Here is an 18,323-nt window from a genome sequence, read left to right as displayed (position 1 = left end):
GAGGCTCCGGACTTTCGGATCAGAATTCGGTCAGGCCGTCATCCTCGAGCGCCTTGCGCAGGCGCGAGAAAGCCAGCCGGATGCGGGACTTGACCGTGCCGAGCGGAAGCCCGGTGCTGTCCGCGATCTGGCTGTGCGACAGGCCGGAATAGAAGGCGAGCCGGACCAGTTCGATCTGCTCCGGCGGCAGCACGGCGAGGGCGACGCGGATCTTGTCCTCGCGGCGCCGGGCGTCGATGATCTCGTCGGCATCTTCCGGGGCGGAGGGCTGCAGAAGGGGCTCTTCGGGGTCGAGCGCGGCATCGCGGTTGCGGCGATGGACATCGATGCGCCGGTTGCGGGCGATCCGGTAGAGCCATGTACCGACGGAGGATTTGGCACGATCGAACAGGGCGGCCTTGCGCCACAGCGTGACCATCGCCTCCTGGGCGAGTTCCTCGGCCGATGCGGCATCGGACCCCAGGCGGATCAGATAGGCTTCGAGGCGCGGTGCGAAATGATCGAACAGCCGCCCGAACGCCTCGCGGTCGCGATGGCGGGCGATCCGCTCGACGAGATCGGCAAACTCATCCCGCTCCGATGTCATGCGCCCGGGATCCGCGATACTCATGCGACCTCGAAAGCCCTCTCCAGTTCGGGCGGTTGCGGAGCGGGGCGAGACATTCTGGCCCGGCGACCGGGACGGTCCTGTCCGGGATGCCCCATTGTCGCCGCCTTTGGATCGAACCGTTCGCCTGTCGTCACGATGTTAGCCTCAGATCACGGGATCGGCCAATCTGCAAGTCACATGCATGCCAACCTGACGGCACACACTTAACGATCGCCGGTCGGGTCGGGCCGGACGCCCCGGCGCGGCAACGGTTCGGTAACCTGAATCGTGTTTTGGTTAACGGGACGTGACACTGCCGTCGGCACGCTGGCCGGCGGAATGCGGGCCGACTGGATGCCGAAAGGCGCTCGATCCGGTCTCCGCCAAGGACATTCGAACAGGGAATTGGGACGGCATGGACACGAACTCACCCCTCGCGCTTGCTCTCCGGGCCGGTCTGATCGCAGGCGCTGCCGCACTGGTCGGCATCGCCTCGCCGGCTTCGGCGCAGCAGAGCCCGCTCCTGCTGGTCCAATCGAAGGATTGGAGCGCCGTCACGGCCGGCGCTCAGAAGGCCAAGGTCTGCTACGCGATCACCAAGCCGACCAAGATGGAGCCGGCCAGCCTGAACCACGGCGAGGTGTTCTTCTTCATCTCGATCTGGCCCGGCGACAATGTCCGCAACGAGCCGAGCCTGCAGGTCGGCTACCCGTTGAAGGAAGGCAGCAAGGTCACGGTCGAGGTGGACACGCAGAAATTCTCGATGTTCACCCGCGGCGACGGCGCCTGGCTGCAGGACAAGACCGACGAGGTCAAGCTGGTCGACGCCCTCAAGAAGGGCAAGAAGCTGACCATCGGCGGCCAGTCCGGCCGCGGCAACGCGACCACCTATGCGTTCTCGCTGCAAGGCTTCTCCGGTGCGCTCGATGCCGCCCTCAAGGAATGCAAGTAGTCGACCGGCCGTCTGCAGCAGCTGCCCTTTGAAGATTCCCGCCGGATCGCCTATGTAGGGCGCTCGGATCGAGACCCTGGGCGCCGCCTCCGGCGCGCCGATATCGCGCAGGGCTCGCGGAAGGACGCAGCATGACCCTCTCGACTGTCCCGGCGGACGGCGTTGCCGTGCCGCCCGGCGCGATCGCGCCGATCATGAAGATGGCCGAGGCGCAGCCGGTGCGCGACGCCAAGCCCTCGCTGATGGGCATGACGCGCGAGGATCTCGGCGACGCCTTGCGCTCGGTCGGCATCGAGGAACGCCAGGTGCGCATGCGCGTCGGGCAGCTTTGGCACTGGATCTATTTCCGCGGCGCCGACTCCTTCGACCGGATGACCAACGTCTCCAAGGATCTGCGCGCCCGACTGGCGGAATCCTTCGTCATCGCCCGGCCGGAGATCGTTTCCGAACAGATCTCAGTCGACGGCACCCGCAAATGGCTGCTGCGCTTTCCGCCGCGTGGCGCCGGCCGGCCGGTCGAGGTGGAGACCGTCTATATCCCCGAGGAGGGCCGCGGCACGCTGTGCGTCTCCTCCCAGGTCGGCTGCACCCTGACCTGCTCGTTCTGCCATACCGGCACGCAGAAGCTGGTGCGCAACCTGACCAAGGAGGAGATCGTCGCCCAGGTGGTGGTCGCCCGCGAGCGGCTCGGCGACTTTCCCGACCGCGCGACCGAGGCCGGCGCGATCGTGCCGAAGGAGGGCCGCTTCGTCTCCAACATCGTCATGATGGGCATGGGCGAGCCGCTCTACAATTTCGACAATGTCCGCGACGCCCTGCAGGTTGCGACCGACGGCGAAGGCCTGTCGATGTCGCGCCGCCGGATCACGCTGTCGACCTCCGGCGTGGTGCCGATGATCGCGCGCGCCGGCGAGGAGATCGGCACGCTGCTCGCCGTGTCGCTGCATGCGGTGCGCGACGACCTGCGCGACGAGCTGGTGCCGCTCAACCGCAAATATCCGATCGCCGAACTGATGGCCGCCTGCCGCGACTATCCGGGCCTCTCTAACGCCCGCCGCATCACCTTCGAATATGTGATGCTGAAGGGCATCAACGACAGCCCGGCCGATGCCCGCGAACTGGTCCGCCTGCTGCGCGGCATTCCGGCCAAGATCAACCTGATCCCGTTCAATCCCTGGCCGGGCTCGCGCTACGAATGCTCGGACTGGGACACGATCGAAGCCTTCTCGGACATCGTCAACCGCGCCGGCTATGCCAGCCCGATCCGCACCCCGCGCGGACGCGACATCCTGGCCGCCTGCGGACAGCTCAAATCCGCCACCGAGCGGCTGCGCATCCGTGAGCGGCTGGCGCTGGAAGCGATGATCGGCGGGGCCGACGAGGACTGACCCGATCCGGTATCGCATTGCCGACGAAGCCCTACAGCCGAGGGTGACGACACGGTAGGATCGCCGTGTGATCCGCGTGATTCGCGCGCGGGCGCATGCGGGGACCGAAATCGTCCATGGCCAGTCCATCCGATCCCAGGCCGTCCGATCCCAGGCAGCATCCGAACAGGCCGCCGATGATCCCCGGCGGGCGCCTGCCGCGCCTGGTCGTCGGCTATCTGGCGGCCTGCCTGGCCGCCGCCATCGTGCTGCCGCTCGGACAGATCGCCCATGACGCGCTCGCCCTCGGACCATCTCGTGCGCTCGGTTCGGCCGGTATCACGGGCATCTGGGTGATCGCCGTCTTCGCCTTCGCCATCCTGATGGTGGTGGCGGCGCCCTTTGCGGTCGGACTGGTGCTGTTCGGTGCCGCCCGGGGGGAGCTGTCGGCCCTGATCCAGACGCTCTACGGCGCCTTTTCGGGCCTGCTCGTGCAGGCCGTCTGGGCGACATCCGGGATGGGCAACGCGGCGCGTTCTAATCTGGCGGCCTTCCTGCTCTTTGCAATCGTCGGCGCCGTTGCCGGCTGGGTCTTTGCCCGCGTCGGTGCGCCGCAGCGTCGGTCTCGGCCGCCGCAGCGTGCGCCGGAGAACCATTGAGCCCGCGATACCGGATGCCTGCCATTCAGCCGGATTGCGTCGCGGCCGGAAACCGGCGAGGCTCGGCAATGCCCCGGTAAGCCGGGTTCCGGCCGATTTGGCAGCCCGTTCGAACGGTGGCGGACAAACCGATGATCGTCTTTCGCCTCTTGTGGCGCCTCATCGTCATCACGGTCGGCTATCTCGCGGCGGTGTCGCAGGTGCTGAGCCATCTGCCGCCGGAGTTTCGCGATGCCGCGGAGATCTGGCGCAGCTTCGGACCTCTGGCCGACTTCGGGGCCTTCCTGGTCGCCTATGCGATCGTCCTCTCGGTCTCCTTCGTGCCGGGCATCCTGCTGGCGCTGGTCAGCGAGATCATCGGCCTTCGCAGTCTCGGCTACTATCTGGTCGCCGGCGGGCTGATCGGGCTCTGGGCGGCCCGCCCCCCGCTCGGCATTATCGCGGCGCAGCCTTTCGCACCGGCGCTCGCGGCTGGTTTCGTCGGCGGTTTCGTCTACTGGCTGATCGCTGGCCGGGGCGCGGGACGGTCGCAGCCGATGCCGGCCGCGACGTCCGGTCAGGGACCCGTTCCCGAACCAAGGCGGACCGGCGGCCCGCATTCCGCTCCGCCGCCATCACCTTCGCCATCGCCCCGCAGACCGGCTTCGGCCGTGCCGAGCATTGCGCCGCCGCATACCGGCCCCCGCCGGCCGCCGCCGCCCCCGAGCACGCCGCCGCGCCCGCCGGTGGTCGATCGGAAATCGCGATGAGCGGCGAAGCCGGCTTTGGGGTCCGCGCGCCGGTGGCGCTGGTGGCCGGCTTCCTCGGCGCCGCCTTGGGGGCGGCGGCGGTCGCCTTCGGCTATGTCGTGATCCTGCTCTGGCTGATCGCCCCGTTCGGCGAGGCGGTCACCTGGCTGGTGATTATCGCGGCCCTGGCCGGCACCCTGCCGATCCTGGCCGGGCTGGCGCTGACGGTGCTGGTCTCGGCGTCGGTATCGGTCCTGATCCTCCGATTCGGCGGCGTTCCCACGGCGTGGTGGTCAATCCCGATCGGGGCCGGCGTCGAGCTGGCGCTCGGAGCGTCGATCTTCGTCGTCGACGGGGTCGTCTCCCGCCTGCAGTGAGGAGCCCTGCGATGCGGGCATTTCACCCGCGGTCCGGCTTCGGCTATGGTCCGGCCCCGCGGTGACCCTGCGTCGCGCGCCTCCATCCGCCTTACGGAGCCCGTTGTGCCCGGCCCTTCCCCCGCCCAGTCCTTCGACGTCGTCATTGCCGGCGGCGCCATCGTCGGTTCGTCCGTCGCCTACTTCCTGAAGCATGAGCTCGGTTTCACCGGCTCCGTGGCGGTGATCGAGCCCGATCCGACCTATGCCCGCTCGGCGACGACCCTGTCGGCGGCCTCGATCCGGCAGCAATTCTCGACGCCCGAGAATATCCGCCTGTCGCTGTTCGGCGTCGACTTCATCCGTTCGCTCAAGGCGCGTTTCGGCGCCGAGGCCGAGATCGGCTTCCACGAGGGCGGCTATCTCCTGCTGGCGAGCCCCGAGGGCCTGCCAATCCTGCAGGCGAACCACCGCGTCCAGGCGGCCGAAAAGGCCGACATCGCCCTGCTCGATCCGGCCGGGCTGACCGCCCGCTTCCCCTGGCTGTCGACCGACGGCCTCGCCGCCGGCGCCTTTGGGGTGACGGGGGAAGGCTGGTTCGACGCCCATTCGCTGCTCGATCTGATCCGCAAGGGCGCGCGCGCCGCCGGGGCGACCTATATCCAGGGGCGCGTGACAGGCATCGGGCGCGACGGCAACCGCATCACCGGCGTGACGCTCGCCGACGGCAGCACGCTCGCCTGCGGGGCCTTCGTCAACGCCGCCGGTCCGGCTGCCGGCGATGTCGCCGCGCTCGCCGGCATCGCGCTGCCGGTCGAGCCGCGCAAGCGCTTCGTCTTCGTCATCCATTGCCGCGAGAAGCTGCCCGGCATGCCGCTGCTGGTCGACACCACCGGCGTCTATGTGCGGCCGGAGGGCGAGTATCACATCTGCGGCGTCTCGCCCGAGGACGGGCCGGACCCGCGCCCGGCCGACGACGATTTCGAGGTCGACTACGCGCTGTTCGAGGACTTGATCTGGCCCGCGCTCGCCACCCGCATCCCGGCCTTCGAGGCCGCCAAGCTGATCCGCGCCTGGGCCGGCCACTACGACTACAACACGCTCGACCAGAATGCCGTCGTCGGGCCGCATCCGGAGATCGGCAACTTCTTCTTCGCCAACGGCTTTTCCGGCCACGGCCTGCAGCAGGCCCCGGCCGCCGGGCGCGCGATCGCCGAATGGATCGTCGCCGGCCGCTCGGTCTCGCTCGACCTCTCCGTGTTCGGCTTCGAGCGGATCGCGGCCGGGCGGCCGGTGCGCGAGCTCAACGTGATATGACCGGCGCGGCCGCTCCCCATCCCGCCCTCCATCCGGCCCCCGACCGCGGCAAGCCGGCCGTGATCGTCGTGTCGAGCCTGGTGGCGCGCGGCTCGGTCGGCGGGCGCGGGGCGGTGTTCGCGCTGCAGCGGCTCGGCTTCCCGGTCTGGTTCGTGCCGACCGTGACCCTGCCCTGGCATCCCGGCCACGGCCGCGCCACCCGCATCGTCGCGCCCGACGAGGCCTTCGCGGCGCTGGTCGACGACCTGGCCGGATCGCCCAAGCTCGGCGAGGTCGGGGCGGTGCTGACCGGCTATTTCGGCGCGCCCGGCCAGGTCGAGGCCGCCGCACGCCTGATCGCCGCCGTCCGGGCGGCGCGACCGGCGGCCCTGCATCTCTGCGATCCGGTGATCGGCGATGTCCGGCCGGACGGATCGGGCGGCCTCTACGTGCCCGAGGCGACCGCGGCGGCGATCCGCGACCATCTGGTGCCGGGCGCCGACATCCTGACCCCGAATCGCTTCGAGGCCGGCTGGCTCTCCGGCCTGCCGACCGGCTCGACCGCCGAGACCATCGCGGCTGCGCGTGCGCTCGGCCGGCCGAGCGTGCTGGTCACCTCCGCGCCGGCCATGATGGCGCGCGCCTTCGCCAATCTGCTGGTCACCGCCAAGGGCGCCGTGCAGGCCGAGCATCCGCTGGTCGAGGGGGCCCCGAACGGCACCGGCGATATGCTCGCCGCCCTGTTCCTGGCGCGCATCCTCGACGGCGCCGGCGCCGAGACGGCCCTGGAGCGGGCCGCCGCGACGGTGTTCGACATGGTCGCCCGCTCGGTCCGCGCCGGTGCCGACGAACTGCTGCTCGCCGCCGAGCAGGACGTGCTGGCCCATTCGATGGCCACGGTCTCTATGCGCACCCTGGCCGAGCCCGGCCGCCCGCGCGGCGAGGGACCGCGTCGCGCGCCGAAGCCGGGCGCGCTGTGACGGTTCCGCCGCAGGGCCGGACCCATGATCCGGCGGCCGGGCCGGTCGTCGGCGTTGATGGCTGCCCGGCCGGCTGGGCGATGGTCTCGCTTGGCCCCGGCGCACCGCATTTCTCCGTCCAGTCCGATTTCGCCGCCATCCTCGCCTCGGACGCCGCCGTGGTCGCCGTCGACATGCCGATCGGCCTGCCGGACCGGGTCGGCCTCGGGGGACGCGGGCCGGAACGGCTGGTCCGCCCGCTGCTCGGCGACCGGCAGTCCTCGGTCTTCTCGGTGCCGAGCCGGTCCGCCGTCTGGGCGGTCGACAATCTCGACGCGCCCGACGCCTACCGGACGATCTGCGACGCCGCCTTCGCCACCTCGGAACCGCCGCGCAAGATCTCGCGCCAGTGCTTCCACATCCTGCCCAAGATCCGCGAGATCGACCGGCTGATGACGCCGGCGCTGTCGGGGCGCGTCTTCGAGGTCCATCCGGAGCTCGCCTTCTGGCGGCTGAACGGCGGAAAGGCGATGAGCCTGCCCAAGAAGGTCAAGAACCGCGCCGCCGAACCTGGCCTCGCCGAGCGGATCGAGCTGCTCGTCCGCCACGGCTATCCGCGCGCCTTCCTGGAGCAGGCCCTGCCGCGCGGCGTCGGCCGCGACGACCTGATCGATGCCGCCGTCAACGCCCTGATCGCCGTTCGGATCGCGGCCGGCGAGGCCCGGCCCTTCCCCGATCCGCCCGAACGCGACGGCCGCGGCCTGGCGGTGGCGATCTGGGCCTGAGCCGGCCGTCGCTCGTCGCGGTCACCGCCGGTCCTGGCTGCCGACGGGTCTGCGACCACCGTGTGATCTGCGACCACCGGAGGGCTGGACAATCCCGCGCCGCCCGGTCACATCGGAGGCATGGTGCAGTGCGACAGGCGGGGATCGCGATGAGCAAGACCAATCCGGGCAATTTCTTCGAGGATTTCCGCATCGGGCAGGTGATCCGCCATGCCACGCCGCGCACCGTCACCACCGGCGACGTGGCGCTCTACACGGCCCTCTACGGCCCGCGCTTCGCGGTCCAGTCCTCCGACGCTTTCGCCCGGGCGATCAACTATCCGCGCGCGCCGCTCGACGACCTGCTCGTCTTCCACGTCGTCTTCGGCAAGACGGTGCCGGACATCTCGCTCAACGCCATCGCCAATCTCGGCTATGCCGGCTGCCGCTTCCTGGCCCCGGTCTATCCGGGCGACACGCTGTCGACCGTCTCCGAGGTGATCGGCCTGAAGGAGAATTCCAACCGCAAGACCGGCGTCGTCTATGTCCGCTCGACCGGCTACAACCAGGACGGCACGGAGGTGCTCGACTATGTGCGCTGGGTCATGGTGCGCAAGAGCGACGAGAGCGCCGGCATCGCCGACGAGCATGTGCCCGAACTGCCGGCGGTGCTGGCGCCCGACGTGATCGGCGCGGCCGTGCCGCTGTTGGACGTTGCCGGCTACGACGCGGTGCTGGCCGGCAGCCCGCACCGGTTCGAGGACTACCGGCCGGGCGAGCGGATCGACCATGTCGACGGCATGACGGTCGAGGAAGCCGAGCACCAGATGGCGACGCGGCTCTACCAGAACACCGCCAAGGTGCATTTCAACCAGTTCACCGAGGGCCAGGGCCGCTTCGGCCGCCGGCTGATCTATGGCGGCCACGTCATCTCGCTCGCCCGCGCGCTCAGCTTCAATGGCCTCGGCAACGCCTTCCATGTCGCCGCCATCAATGGCGGCCGCCACGTCGCCCCGCTCTTCGCCGGCATGACCGTGTTCGCCTGGTCGGAGGTGCTCGACATGGCCGACCTGCCCGGCCGCACCGATGTCGGCGCCCTGCGCATCCGCACCGTGGCGACCAAGGACCGCCCCTGCACCGACTTCCCCTATAAACTGGAGACGGGCGACTACGATCCGTCCGTCATCCTCGATCTCGACTACTGGGTGCTGATCCCGCGGTGAGGCGCGGGCGGGACGGCGCGACCTGAGGTCAGACGATGGCCTTCAGCGTCGGATCATCCGAGATCATCACGTCGAACATGCTTTCGTCGAAGCGGTCCAGATAGGTTTCGTAAAGCGTCGAGCGCGCCAAAGCGGTAGCCTGCTCGAACGCAGCTTTCGACTGCGGATCGGTGGGGTTGCTGCGCCGGTCCGCCGCCTTCTGACGGAACTGGGAGATGTCCTGCTCGAGGCGCGTGCGGGTGTCAGAGGGTGCCACGCTGCCGACCACATAGGCGAGTTGGCTGATACCGCTCAGGAAGACGATCTCCTGAGGCAGTTCGAAGCCGGACAGTCCGGTCGCAGTGCAGCCCAGGATGCTGAAGGCGATCAGCGCGGTGAACAGCAAGGCCTGCACTTTCGCGACATCGACTTCGCCATGGGTTTCGAGGAGGTCCGAGAGATGCGGCTTGTCCTTGCTGATGCGGAGCAGCCCGCCGCCGATCAGGAGGCGCCGTGTGGCTGGCGAGATACCCGCCCAATCGTTGGCGATCCGGGCCAGGGTGCTGCCGCCGACGGTCACGCCGAGCAATTGCAGGATCGTTGTCGACATGGTCGGTAATGTTCCTAGATAAATGTAAATGTACAGTAGAACAAACCCAACGATAGTGGTGAATATAAGAATCTGAAATCGACTTAGGCTTCCGTAGCCTAGTGCATTTTGAGATATGAATATGGGGTTCGCAGCGATTCTTGCGCGTTTCAAGAAGATATATCTGGATGAATATTGGAGAATTTGTTCATTGGATTCGATCGAGATTAGTTTGTCAATCTTCTTTCTATTCAGCCGCCAAGCTACGAAGGTGATCAGGCTCCAGAACGCACTCAAAGCAAAGATAGACCAGCCCCATGCGTAAATGGGTTTGACGATTTCGACATCGACGATTGTGTAGCCGAGCAGGGTTTTCGTTGTGCCGTCGCAAAGGGCGGCGACAAGCTGCCAGTGCTCGGTGAAGGGCTCGATTTTCGGGGCGTCCAGCCTGACGACGATGGAATCGGTGCCTCGGGTATCGATTTTGGTGTTGATCGGCAATTTGACCGGCGGCGGCGCGTCACGGAACTCCGACGCCGAGTTGACGCCCCACACGACCTTGGGCTGGGCAGCACCATTCGTGTAGATCAGGGTCGGAGCGTCTTTCGAGGGAAGTTCAATCCTCGCGAGCGCCGCGCCACCGACTGCGACACGAATTTCGTCGGACCGCAGAAATCCCGCGCTGTCGTAGATGTTCTTCGTCCGGCTTGGGAATAGCACAGGTGCCGCAACTGTCGGATCCGTGTTCTTGAAATTCACGGTCTTCTGAAACAGTTCCTCGGAATTCGACCATTGGCAGGCCTGAGCCTGAGGGTCGGCGTGACTGCTCCCGATGCCCAGCGCCAGGACAGAAATCAGAGCCAGCATGGCGATTGTGAAACAAGTCGGAATCCGTCTTTTCATAGCGCGACCCCTGAAAGTGGAAGAGGGGATACTGAAATTTAGGATTGTTATTGCCGTGACCCTAGGCCTGCATTGGATGGCATGCAACTAAAATGAGATTCAGGCCATATAACAATCTTAAGTAAGGAACGCCTTATGAAGAACCGCCAACGAGGGGTGCACCTGCACATCGGCCGGAAGACAAAACGATCGCAAAGGGGCCGGTTGCATCAAGGGCCGGGGCCGGGCTAACTCTGGCTCGACCACTGACGACAAAGGGCGCCGGATGCTCAACCATTTCCGCATGTTCGCCGGTTACAATGCCTGGGCCAACCGCCGGCTCTACGAAGCCGCGGCGGCGCTGCCGGAGGCCGACTATCGGGCCGATCACGGGGCTTTTTTCGGCTCGCTGCATCGGACGCTGAACCACATCCTGGTCGGCGACCGCATCTGGATGCGCCGGTTCACTGGCGCGGGCGAGGCGCCGAACCGGCTCGACACGATTCTGCATGACGACCTTGCGGGGCTGACCGAAGCTCGCTTCGCCGAGGACCGGCGCATCGTCGACTGGGTCGGCGGGATCGACGCGGCGCGTCTCGCCGCCCCCTTCAACTATGTGCCGGTGACGCGGCCCGAGCCGGTGACCCAGCCGCTCGCTCCGGCGCTCGCCCATCTCTTCAACCACCAGACCCACCATCGCGGCCAGGCCCATGTCATCCTGACCCGCACCGTCGGCCGGGCGCCGGATCTGGACCTGATCGTCTTCCAGCGCGAGACCGGCATGGGGATGTGAGCCGGGGCATTGCCCGATGCCCGAAGCCGGGAACGGACCGTCAGATCCGTATCGTCCCGAAGCTGACGAACCGTACCGGACGTCCGATGAACCGCCGGGCGCTCCATGGCCTGCCCGATATTCGGATGAGGCCTTTCGCATCGGCCCGCCGCCCGAGCGGAAGGCGCCCGGTCCGGGCCGGTGGCGTCGACGGGGAATTTGATCTCGAATCAAACTCTTGCGAGCGCGGACCCGGCGGCCATGCCGTGGCCGGTCCGTTCGGCCGGCGGCGTGGCGAAACGCTGCCCGTCGCCTTCTGCATGCTGCAGTGCAAGGTCTTGTACGCATGACGGCTTCATGCGTATCGGTGCGAGGTTTTTCAGGTATATGGCATGCCAGGATAGCAATGGCGGAGCATTTTTTCCCGCTGCAGGCCGTCCGGAGGATGGATTGCGACGTAATCCCTTTGGACGTTTTGACGCAGAGCAGCAAAAGGGATTAGAACCTAGACCCGTCGGGCGGGGGGCCTGCAGAACGAGGCGTGTCGGGAGACCCCGACGCCGCTCTCGTTTCGGATCGCCCGCACGAGTTCGCTTCAACGACGACCGCCTTCAACGGACGGACCAGTGCCGATGTCGACCACGGAAAGCAAAGTGAGCGGACCGGCGCGCCCGCTCTCGCCGCACCTGCAGATCTACCGGTTCTCCTGGACGATGGCGATGTCGATCGCCCATCGCATCACCGGTGCGGCGCTCTATGGCGGCACGCTCGTGGTCGCGATCTGGCTGGTCGCTGCCGCGTCCGGCAAGGCGAGCTACGATACCGTGCAGTGGTTCTTCGGCTCCTTCCTCGGCCTCGTGGTCCTGTTCGGCTTCACCTTCGCGCTCTGGCACCACACGCTCGGCGGCATCCGCCACCTGATCTGGGACACCGGCAAGGGCTTCGAGCTGCACAGCCGCATGGCGATGGCCAAGTTCACGCTGATCGGGTCGGCCGCCCTGACGGTCCTGACCTGGATCGTCGCCCTCGTGGTCCGTTGAGGAGATCTCCGATGTCGATGCGCACCCCGCTCGGCCGCGTCCGCGGTCTCGGCTCCGCCCATGACGGCACCCATCACTTCTGGCAGAAGCGCGTCACCTCGGTGGCGCTCGTCCCGCTGACCCTGATCGTGGTCGGCGTGGTGATCGCGATCCCCGGCCGCAGCCATGCCGACGCTGTCGCGCTGCTCGGCCATCCGCTGGTCGCCATCGCGCTGCTCGCCACGCTCCTCGCCGGCATCCACCACATGCATCTCGGCATGCAGGTGGTCATCGAAGACTATATCCACACCGAGCCGACCAAGACGGCGCTGGTTCTCGCCAACACCTTCTTCTGCGCCCTGATGGCCATCGCGTGCGTCTGGGCCGTCGTGAAGCTCTCCTTCGGCATCTGAACGCTCGGACACAGCACCCATGGCCGAATCCAAGACCACCGCCGCCCCCTCCGCGCTCAACGGCGCCTATCCGTTCATCGACCACACCTTCGACGTGGTGGTGGTCGGGGCCGGCGGCGCGGGGCTCCGGGCCGTGACCGGCTGCTCCGAGGCCGGTCTCAAGACGGCCTGCATCACCAAGGTCTTCCCGACCCGCTCGCACACCGTCGCCGCCCAGGGCGGCATCTCGGCCTCGCTCGGCAATATGGGCGAGGACGATTGGCGCTGGCACATGTACGACACCGTCAAGGGCTCCGACTGGCTCGGCGACCAGGACGCGATCGAGTATCTGTGCCGCAACGCGCCGGATGCGGTCTACGAGCTTGAGCATTGGGGCGTGCCCTTCTCGCGCACCGAGGAAGGCAAGATCTACCAGCGGCCCTTCGGCGGCATGACGACCCATTTCGGCAAGGGCCGCGCCCAGCGCACCTGCGCCGCCGCCGACCGCACCGGCCATGCCATCCTGCACACGCTCTACGGACAGTCGCTGCGCTACTCGGCCGAGTTCTTCATCGAGTATTTCGCCATCGACCTGATCATGGACGACGAGGGCGCCTGCCGCGGCGTGATCGCGCTGTGCATGGAAGACGGCACGCTGCACCGCTTCCGCTGCGCCAAGACCATCCTGGCGACCGGCGGCTACGGCCGCACCTATTTCTCCTGCACCTCCGCCCATACCTGCACGGGCGACGGCAACGCGATGGTGCTGCGCGCCGGCCTGCCGCTTCAGGACATGGAGTTCGTGCAGTTCCATCCGACCGGCATCTACGGCGCCGGCGTGCTGATCACCGAGGGCGCCCGCGGCGAGGGCGGCTACCTGACCAATTCCGAGGGCGAGCGCTTCATGGAGCGCTATGCCCCCTCGGCCAAGGACCTCGCCTCGCGCGACGTGGTCAGCCGCGCCATGACCATCGAAATCCGCGAGGGTCGCGGCGTCGGCAAGAACAAGGACCACATCCACCTGCACTTGAGCCATCTGGATCCGGCGATCCTGGCCGAGCGCCTGCCGGGCATCACGGAATCGGCGAAGATCTTCGCCGGCGTCGACCTGACCAAAGAGCCGATCCCGGTCTTGCCGACCGTCCACTACAACATGGGCGGCATCCCGACCAACTATCACGGCGAAGTGCTGACCAAGAAGGGCGGCGATCCGGATTGCATCGTCCCGGGCCTCTTGGCGATCGGCGAGGCGGCCTGCGTCTCGGTCCACGGCGCCAACCGCCTCGGCTCCAACTCGCTGATCGACCTCGTTGTGTTCGGCCGCGCCGCCGGCCAGCGCTGCGCCGAGACGATCCGGCGCGGCGAGCGCCAGCCCGACCTGCCCAAGGGCGCGGGCGACCTGGCGCTGTCGCGGCTCGACCGCTTCCGCTACGCCTCGGGCGGCACCCCGACGGCCGAACTGCGGCTCAAGATGCAGCGCGTCATGCAGACCAACTGCGCGGTGTTCCGCACCGGCGACGTGCTGAGCGAGGGCCAGAAGCTGATCCACGACGTGTGGAGCGGCATCGGCGACGTGAAGGTCACCGACCGTTCGATGGTCTGGAACTCCGACCTGATCGAGACGCTCGAATTCGACAACCTGATCTCCCAGGCCGTCGTGACCATGGAGTCCGCCGCCAACCGCCAGGAAAGCCGCGGTGCCCATGCCCGCGAGGACTTCCCGGACCGCGACGACGCCAACTGGATGAAGCACACCCTGGCCTGGGCCAGCGACGACACCCGCAAGGTGACGCTCGACTACCGCCCGGTGCACACCTACACGATGTCCAACGACATCGCCTATATCGAGCCGAAGGCGCGGGTCTACTGATGTGACCGGGGCGGGCTACTCGGGCACGCCTCTGCCGCGCAAGCTCGGGCTTGCGGACGGCCAGCAGGTGGCCTTCGTCGGCCTGCCTGCGGAACTTGAGGCGCTCGCCGCGGCGGCCTCCTTTGCCGGCATGATCCGGACGGAGGCGTGGGTGGGTTTCGGCCCGCCGGCCCGGCTGGATCTGATCCTCGGCTTCACCGCCCGGCGCGCCGATCTCGCGGCGGGCCTGGCGGGGATGATGGCGGCGATCAGGCCGGCCGGAATGATCTGGGTCGCCTGGCCCAAGAAGGCCGCGAAGGTGGCGACGGACGTGACCGAGGATGGGGTCCGCGACGTGGGGCTGCCCTTGGGGTTGGTGGATGTGAAGGTTTGCGCGGTCGACGCGATCTGGTCGGGCTTGAAGCTCGTGATCCGCAAGGATCTGCGCCGGACGGTCGGAGCGCAGGACGGTTGAGGCGAAGGACGACACGATGGTCGAGCTTGCACTGCCCAAGAACAGCCGCATGCAGCTGGGCAAGACCTGGCCCAAGCCGGCCAATGCGACGCGGCTGAAGGAATACCAGGTCTATCGCTGGAACCCGGATGACGGGCGCAATCCGCAGATCGACACCTTCTTCGTCGATCTCGACGATTGCGGGCCGATGATCCTGGACGGTCTGCTCTATATCAAGAACAAAATCGACCCGACGCTGACCTTCCGCCGCTCCTGCCGCGAAGGCATCTGCGGCTCCTGCGCGATGAATATCGACGGCCTCAACACGCTCGCCTGCACCAAGGGCATGGACGAGGTGAAGGGCGCCATCAAGATCTATCCGCTGCCGCATATGCCGGTGATCAAGGATCTGGTGCCGGATCTGACCAATTTCTATGCCCAGCACCGCTCCATCGAGCCCTGGCTGAAGACGGTGTCGGCGACGCCGCAGATCGAGTGGAAGCAGTCGCGCGAGGATCGCGAGAAGCTCGACGGTCTCTACGAGTGCATCCTGTGCGCCTCGTGCTCGACCTCTTGCCCGAGCTACTGGTGGAACGGCGACCGCTATCTCGGACCGGCGGTGCTGCTGCAGGCCTATCGCTGGCTGATCGACAGCCGGGACGAGGCGACCGGCGAGCGCCTCGACAATCTCGAGGATCCGTTCCGCCTGTACCGCTGCCACACGATCATGAACTGCGCCAATACCTGCCCGAAGGGCCTGAACCCGGCCAAGGCGATCGCCGAGATCAAGAAGATGATGGTCGAGCGGCGGGTCTGACCCGCCCTCGCCTGGGCTGCCGGGATGTTGTTTGTGATTGCGGCCGTCGCCGGAAGGTGGCGGTCGCATTTTTTCAGGCGCCTGGAGAGGGTTCGCAGGCTGCTGCCGGCCGCAGCCGGGCGGCCATCGCCCGTCACCCAACGTTGATGCGCGTGCAGGATGCGACCGACCGGTCCGCGGGCCTCGGCCTACGCAGTCCGGGCGGTGCTGCGGAAAGGGTTCCACCAGCGCGAGGAGGGCGTTTCGCCGGTTTCCTCGCGGCCGCGACCGTCGAGCGTCAGTTGGTAGGTCACCGTGCGCCGCCCGCCCTGCGAGCGGAAACCGTGGCCGAGCGCGATGGCGCGCATGGCCTCGTCGGTTCCCTCGATGTCGAGGCGGACCGCGCCGACCCCGCGGCGGCGGGCCTCGGCGATCGCCTCGGCGGCGAGTTGCCGGCCGAGCCCGCGGCCGCGCCAGGGCTTTTCGATCGCCATGACCAGTTCGCCGGTCGCCCCGTCGTCGTCGACCTCGATCTCGGCCGCGCCGCGCAGGGTGCCGTCGACGAAAAGGCCGACCAGGCTGGTCCGCGAGACGATCATGTGCAGGCAGTGCGACAGGATGAAGTGATCGTCGACGCCGGCGGCGAAGCGCTGGGCGCGGGCCGGTCCGTCGAGGCGCATCATGTGGTCGAGATAGGCCTCGAGTTCCGAGGCGCCGAGAAGCCGTACGAGGATGTCTTCACTCATGTCCGGGTCCCGCGCGTGCTCGAACTGGCTCTTCGCCGACGCCCCGCGAGACCATTCGCCCGCCTCGTACCGTGCGCCGGAGGCCGGCGGCGACCCCGTCCCCGCGCCGGCCGTGCGACGCAGGAGGGCCGGGTCGCCCGCCTTCGAGTCAATTTCGGCGAAAGGGGTGAACCATCCGTTAACCGCGTCGGGAATGCCGAGGCCGCTCAGCGGCTTGGGACCCCGAAACGGCGCCGATCAAGCCTGTGTCGGCGCCACCAGGCGACGCTGCAGGTCGAAGATGGCGGTGGTCCAGCCGTGGGCGTCGGCGACGGCCTCCCGGAAGTAGCTGCCCGGGGTCGGGCCGTCCGGCAGGACGAGGCCGACGACGTCGCCGGATTCGAACTCCAGTTCCGCACCGAAGCGCCGGGCGAGGCGCTGCATGTGCCGGTTCGAGGCGAGGCAGTTCATGTAGACGCGCCGGATGCGCCGGTTGCGGGCGGCGAGCAGCGTCTTCTCCATCAGCGCTGAGCCGACGCCCTTGAGCTGCCAGTCGGCCTCGACGCTGAAGGCGGCCTCGGCTTCCCTCGTGTTCTGCGGCAGGCCGCGCAACTCGCCGGCGCCGACCAGTCGATCGTCCACGAACCAGCCGTGAATCAGCGTGTCGAGGTTGAAGCTCGTCTCCGCATAGCGGATGACGAAGTCGTCGGACGCCCCCATCGCGAAGCGCTGGTGGCGGGAGATCGGGTCGAGACGCAAAAGATGGTCCCGAAAGGCGCCGCGGTCGGCGAGCCAGAGCTTACGCACTGTGCCCCCGTCGGTGTTCGTTTTCATTGTCATGTCCTCGCGCGCCCGGCTTGCGACGGCCGGGTGGCCCGGTTGGGATTCGACCCGTCTGGTCCACCGGCCCGGTACGGGTTCTGCGGCGGCGGGTCGGCGGCGGTCCGCGGCCAGGTCCGGCAGCGGAGGGCGTCCCTCATGGTCTATATTGCACTGCAATATGGGGCGGCTCTATGGCAAATCCAGACCCACTTGGCATCGCTGCCATCACGAATCTGCGCAACGGACGTTTCGCCGCCGCCGGGGGCCCCGTGCCGGCCGGTGTGCGGTGGCGACCGGCCCCCGGGCGGCCGAATCCTGAGGACAAGGCGCCGAATCGGCGATCCCCGGTACGGGATCCGGTCGGGCATCGAAAAATAGCCATCAACGGCGGTCAGACACGGCCGGAACGCCGGTCCGCGGCGGATTTCCGGTCGCCCTGATGCGGCCGGATGCGGTATTGCTGACAACGCGACGAATCGGTTCGGTCGCGATGGGGATCGGAGCAAGAGACATGACGGGACGCCACGCGGCCGTGCTGGCGCTGGTCGCCACCACCATGCTGGCCGGCTGTGGCCGATTGGGGATGTCGGATATGGGTGGGCCGGCGCCGGCCGCCCAATACGAGCCTCTCCCCGCCGCACCGACCAAGCCGGTCACCCAGGGCTCGCTCCAGCCGCTGCCGCCGGTTCCCGGACAGCCGGGCCCCGGCATGGCCGGCGACATGCCGCCGCCGGGCGCGCCCGGAGCCGTGGCGGCCGTCGATCCCGGTCCGCCGCCTACGCCCGAAAAGGCGCCGCCGATCGGTCGCACCGAAGTCCTCGGGGCCTGGAAGATCGCCTCGGGGACCGACAATTGTCAGCTGTTCATGACGCTGACCACGTGGTCCGGCGGCTATCGCGCCAACACCCGCGGCTGCACCTCGCCGCAGTTGCAGCGGATCTCCGCCTGGGATTTGAGCGGCAAGCAGGTTGCCTTGAAGGGAGCGGACGGCTCCATCGTGGCGACGCTCTATGGCGCCGGACCGGAGCGTTTCTCGGGCCAGACCAGCGAGCGGCTCCCGGTCAGCGTCTCGCGCTGACCTGGAGAAGGAGATCAGCGTCTCGCGCTGGCTCGGGAGAGGGTGTTCGGCGCCTCGCGCCGACCCGCGGCGG

General features: G+C 67.9%; 19 protein-coding genes and 1 pseudogene. 16 read left to right on the top strand and 4 right to left on the bottom strand.

Annotated elements, in window-relative coordinates:
- Nucleotides 1-19: 19 nt before the first annotated feature.
- Nucleotides 20-610, bottom strand: coding sequence for a sigma-70 family RNA polymerase sigma factor (locus KL771_RS08605; protein WP_261968141.1), 591 nt, complete (start codon nucleotides 608-610; stop codon nucleotides 20-22).
- 394 nt (nucleotides 611-1,004) lie between these two features.
- Here KL771_RS08605 and KL771_RS08600 point away from each other — a divergent pair, with 394 nt between their 5' ends.
- From KL771_RS08600 to KL771_RS08560, 9 genes are all read left to right on the top strand, one after another.
- A complete protein-coding gene (locus KL771_RS08600) occupies nucleotides 1,005-1,541 on the top strand; it encodes an invasion associated locus B family protein (RefSeq protein WP_261968140.1) in 537 nt (178 codons plus the stop codon).
- 131 nt (nucleotides 1,542-1,672) lie between these two features.
- A complete protein-coding gene (rlmN, locus tag KL771_RS08595) occupies nucleotides 1,673-2,929 on the top strand; it encodes a 23S rRNA (adenine(2503)-C(2))-methyltransferase RlmN (RefSeq protein WP_390866566.1) in 1,257 nt (418 codons plus the stop codon).
- A 176-nt stretch (nucleotides 2,930-3,105) separates the two neighbouring features.
- Nucleotides 3,106-3,567, top strand: a complete 462-nt coding sequence (locus KL771_RS08590) for a hypothetical protein (protein ID WP_261968139.1) — start codon at nucleotides 3,106-3,108, stop codon at nucleotides 3,565-3,567.
- A 131-nt stretch (nucleotides 3,568-3,698) separates the two neighbouring features.
- Nucleotides 3,699-4,316 carry a hypothetical protein gene (locus tag KL771_RS08585; RefSeq protein ID WP_261968138.1) on the top strand — a complete coding sequence of 206 codons (618 nt, stop codon included), beginning with the start codon at nucleotides 3,699-3,701 and terminating at the stop codon, nucleotides 4,314-4,316.
- On the top strand, nucleotides 4,313-4,672 hold the full coding sequence (locus KL771_RS08580; protein WP_261968137.1) for a hypothetical protein: 360 nt from the start codon (nucleotides 4,313-4,315) through the stop codon (nucleotides 4,670-4,672). The genes KL771_RS08585 and KL771_RS08580 overlap by 4 nt, the downstream gene beginning before the upstream one ends.
- Before the next feature lie 105 nt (nucleotides 4,673-4,777).
- Nucleotides 4,778-5,968 (top strand): NAD(P)/FAD-dependent oxidoreductase, encoded by a 1,191-nt coding sequence (locus KL771_RS08575; RefSeq protein ID WP_261968136.1) that lies wholly within the window; start codon nucleotides 4,778-4,780, stop codon nucleotides 5,966-5,968.
- The gene (gene pdxY / locus KL771_RS08570) at nucleotides 5,965-6,927 is read left to right on the top strand and encodes a pyridoxal kinase (RefSeq protein ID WP_261968135.1); all 963 of its coding nucleotides are present in this window, start codon (nucleotides 5,965-5,967) and stop codon (nucleotides 6,925-6,927) included. The genes KL771_RS08575 and pdxY overlap by 4 nt, the downstream gene beginning before the upstream one ends.
- An 80-nt stretch (nucleotides 6,928-7,007) precedes the next feature.
- Nucleotides 7,008-7,691 (top strand): DUF429 domain-containing protein, encoded by a 684-nt coding sequence (locus KL771_RS08565; RefSeq protein WP_390866578.1) that lies wholly within the window; start codon nucleotides 7,008-7,010, stop codon nucleotides 7,689-7,691.
- A gap of 149 nt (nucleotides 7,692-7,840) precedes the next feature.
- Nucleotides 7,841-8,893, top strand: a complete 1,053-nt coding sequence (locus tag KL771_RS08560) for a MaoC family dehydratase (RefSeq protein ID WP_261968133.1) — start codon at nucleotides 7,841-7,843, stop codon at nucleotides 8,891-8,893.
- Between the two features lie 28 nt (nucleotides 8,894-8,921).
- Here the strand turns inward: KL771_RS08560 and KL771_RS08555 are convergent, their stop codons facing one another.
- Nucleotides 8,922-10,328, bottom strand: a complete 1,407-nt coding sequence (locus KL771_RS08555) for a hypothetical protein (RefSeq protein ID WP_261968132.1) — start codon at nucleotides 10,326-10,328, stop codon at nucleotides 8,922-8,924.
- Between the two features lie 301 nt (nucleotides 10,329-10,629).
- On the opposite strand from KL771_RS08555, the gene KL771_RS08550 reads away from it, so the two are divergent.
- The 6 genes and pseudogenes from KL771_RS08550 to KL771_RS08525 all read left to right on the top strand — a co-directional run bounded on the left by KL771_RS08550 (nucleotide 10,630) and on the right by KL771_RS08525 (nucleotide 15,646).
- A complete protein-coding gene (locus KL771_RS08550; RefSeq protein ID WP_261968131.1) occupies nucleotides 10,630-11,136 on the top strand; it encodes a DinB family protein in 507 nt (168 codons plus the stop codon).
- A 611-nt stretch (nucleotides 11,137-11,747) separates the two neighbouring features.
- Nucleotides 11,748-12,155, top strand: a complete 408-nt coding sequence (gene sdhC, locus KL771_RS08545; RefSeq protein WP_261968130.1) for a succinate dehydrogenase, cytochrome b556 subunit — start codon at nucleotides 11,748-11,750, stop codon at nucleotides 12,153-12,155.
- A gap of 11 nt (nucleotides 12,156-12,166) precedes the next feature.
- Nucleotides 12,167-12,511 (top strand): annotated as a pseudogene (gene sdhD / locus KL771_RS08540) (succinate dehydrogenase, hydrophobic membrane anchor protein); the annotation flags it as partial.
- A 55-nt stretch (nucleotides 12,512-12,566) separates the two neighbouring features.
- Nucleotides 12,567-14,396 carry a succinate dehydrogenase flavoprotein subunit gene (gene sdhA, locus KL771_RS08535; RefSeq protein WP_261968128.1) on the top strand — a complete coding sequence of 610 codons (1,830 nt, stop codon included), beginning with the start codon at nucleotides 12,567-12,569 and terminating at the stop codon, nucleotides 14,394-14,396.
- A gap of 1 nt (nucleotide 14,397) precedes the next feature.
- Nucleotides 14,398-14,850 carry a DUF3052 domain-containing protein gene (locus KL771_RS08530; protein WP_261968127.1) on the top strand — a complete coding sequence of 151 codons (453 nt, stop codon included), beginning with the start codon at nucleotides 14,398-14,400 and terminating at the stop codon, nucleotides 14,848-14,850.
- 16 nt (nucleotides 14,851-14,866) lie between these two features.
- A complete protein-coding gene (locus tag KL771_RS08525) occupies nucleotides 14,867-15,646 on the top strand; it encodes a succinate dehydrogenase iron-sulfur subunit (RefSeq protein WP_261968126.1) in 780 nt (259 codons plus the stop codon).
- A 188-nt stretch (nucleotides 15,647-15,834) separates the two neighbouring features.
- Here KL771_RS08525 and KL771_RS08520 read toward each other — a convergent pair whose 3' ends face one another.
- Complete coding sequence (locus KL771_RS08520) at nucleotides 15,835-16,371, bottom strand: GNAT family N-acetyltransferase (protein ID WP_261968125.1); 537 nt, start codon at nucleotides 16,369-16,371, stop codon at nucleotides 15,835-15,837.
- A 237-nt stretch (nucleotides 16,372-16,608) separates the two neighbouring features.
- Complete coding sequence (locus KL771_RS08515) at nucleotides 16,609-17,184, bottom strand: GNAT family N-acetyltransferase (protein ID WP_261968124.1); 576 nt, start codon at nucleotides 17,182-17,184, stop codon at nucleotides 16,609-16,611.
- Between the two features lie 499 nt (nucleotides 17,185-17,683).
- Between KL771_RS08515 and KL771_RS08510 the strand changes: the two genes are divergently transcribed.
- Nucleotides 17,684-18,250: a protease inhibitor Inh/omp19 family protein gene (locus tag KL771_RS08510; protein ID WP_261968123.1), complete on the top strand. Its 567-nt coding sequence runs from the start codon at nucleotides 17,684-17,686 to the stop codon at nucleotides 18,248-18,250.
- Nucleotides 18,251-18,323 lie beyond the last annotated feature (73 nt).

Source organism: Prosthecodimorpha staleyi, assembly GCF_018729455.1.
GTDB classification, from domain to species: Bacteria; Pseudomonadota; Alphaproteobacteria; order Rhizobiales; family Ancalomicrobiaceae; genus Prosthecodimorpha; species Prosthecodimorpha staleyi.
Note: the sequence above shows the minus strand (reverse complement) of the source record. Positions and strands in the feature narration are given on the sequence as shown.